This window comes from Bathymodiolus heckerae thiotrophic gill symbiont, from assembly GCF_900128515.1.
Taxonomy (GTDB): domain Bacteria; phylum Pseudomonadota; class Gammaproteobacteria; order PS1; family Pseudothioglobaceae; genus Thioglobus_A.
Window position 1 is genome coordinate 1 of sequence record NZ_FQTP01000197.1, and the last position, 1,536, is coordinate 1,536.

Annotated in this window: 3 protein-coding genes and 1 pseudogene; 3 read left to right on the forward strand and 1 reads right to left on the reverse strand. The window is 39.0% G+C overall.

Going from position 1 to position 1,536, the window contains the following annotated elements; translation table 11 throughout:
* From BTHERMOSOX_RS11145 to BTHERMOSOX_RS11155, 3 genes and pseudogenes are all read left to right on the forward strand, one after another.
* Nucleotides 1-221, forward strand: a pseudogene (locus tag BTHERMOSOX_RS11145) (ISAs1 family transposase); the annotation flags it as partial.
* Nucleotides 222-336: 115 nt separating this feature from the next.
* Nucleotides 337-573: a DUF6364 family protein gene (locus tag BTHERMOSOX_RS11150; protein ID WP_138121193.1), complete on the forward strand. Its 237-nt coding sequence runs from the start codon at nucleotides 337-339 to the stop codon at nucleotides 571-573.
* On the forward strand, nucleotides 570-1,001 hold the full coding sequence (locus BTHERMOSOX_RS11155) for a PIN domain-containing protein (protein WP_138121194.1): 432 nt from the start codon (nucleotides 570-572) through the stop codon (nucleotides 999-1,001). Before BTHERMOSOX_RS11150 ends, BTHERMOSOX_RS11155 begins: the two co-directional genes overlap by 4 nt.
* A 176-nt stretch (nucleotides 1,002-1,177) precedes the next feature.
* On the opposite strand, the gene BTHERMOSOX_RS11160 is transcribed toward BTHERMOSOX_RS11155, so the two are convergent.
* Nucleotides 1,178-1,536: transposase (locus BTHERMOSOX_RS11160; RefSeq protein WP_249360695.1), on the reverse strand; the 359-nt coding region annotated here is incomplete at its 5' end.

The window sequence follows — 1,536 nt, forward strand, 5'->3', positions numbered from 1 at the left end:
ATCACTATATACTCGACTGGAACTGGAATGAAGATCGCTGTACTATAAGCACAGGCCATGGCCCTGAAAATATAACTTGCCTACGAAGATTTGCCATTGGATTAATTAAATCCATTAGCAAAGAGAGCGTTTCTTCAATAACTAAAAAGCTAGCTCGCAATGTGCGACGAGTATTTGATTACCTGAGAATGACAGCCAACTCCAGAAAACTCATACATTAATGCCGAAGTCAAGAGGTTTAGAACGGTTTCGCCGTGCTCTGACCCCTTGGATACGTTGAATTTTATTCTGTCATGACGTATAATTTATGTTAAATAACACGTCAAGGTCTATGTCATGCAAACTAAATTGACACTCAGGTTAGAAGAAACATTAATTCAGCAAGCAAAAAGCCATGCAAAACAACATGATAAATCATTGTCTCAGGTTGTGTCTGATTACTTCCAATTATTAACCAATGGCACAAAAAACACGGTTTTACCTCCTCTCACTAAATCGTTAGTTGGTGTTTTGGAATCAAAAGATGTAGATACTGATGATTACAAAAAGCATTTAGAGGAAAAATACCTTTGAGAGTATTATTCGATACAAATGTAATCCTAGATGTATTGCTAAATAGAGAGTCTTTTGTTGTAAATTCATCATTACTTATGGGGCATGTTGAAAAAAAGGATATTGAGGGCTATTTATGTGCAACTACTATTACAACACTCGATTATCTTTTATTAAAAGCACTAAATAAACGTGAATCAAGGGCGGGAATACGGAAGTTACTTTCTTTATTCAAAATCTCTGATGTAAACTCTACTGTTTTAGATTTGTCAGTAAACTCTGATTTTAGTGATTTTGAAGATGCAGTGCAATATTTTTCAGGGGTTTGTTCGGAGGTTGATGCGCTAGTCACCCGCAATACGAAAGATTATAAAAACACTGAACTGCCTATTTATATTCCAGATGAGCTATTACAAATAATTCGGCTAAATATAGTTACAAAAGCATAACGAGCAAGGTTAGATTGTGATCGCGAAGCGAGCCACAATCTGAACCGTTTGTTGGACAAGCCCGGCACGATAGGAGGAAGTCTGTTATTACGCTCTATGAAAATAGCTTTTTGTTGATCAGCCCGATTGATTAATTAGGCCACTGTTTTTACTACCTGAAGTTTCCTAGAAATTCATCAAGCGACCATCCGTAACAAGACGGCCACCACCGAATTAACAGGGGAGCTGCTATATTTGGGGCAAACCCTCTCAAAATCAGGATCCAAAGCAGCTTCGGCAATGATACGTCGAACATCTGAAAAGGCAAAACCGGTTCGCCCCTTCACTTTGTGTCGACGTTCCGGATTGGTTTTCAAACGATCAGCATACATCCATGTCAAGGTTGTCGCCATCATACAGAAGTTCAAGTGATTGGTCACCGCTTGCGCATTTCTGCATTGGCTTTTCTGGCTACCTATGTCTTGCTTGAGCTCTTTGAATCCGGATTCGATTTTCCATCTTGCCCCGTAATACTCGATGATCTGTGCGACTGACA

Coding starts and splice junctions, on each gene's coding strand:
- BTHERMOSOX_RS11150 (WP_138121193.1), top strand. CDS start 337: ATGCAAACTAAATTGACACTCAGGTTAGAAGAAACATTAATTCAGCAA.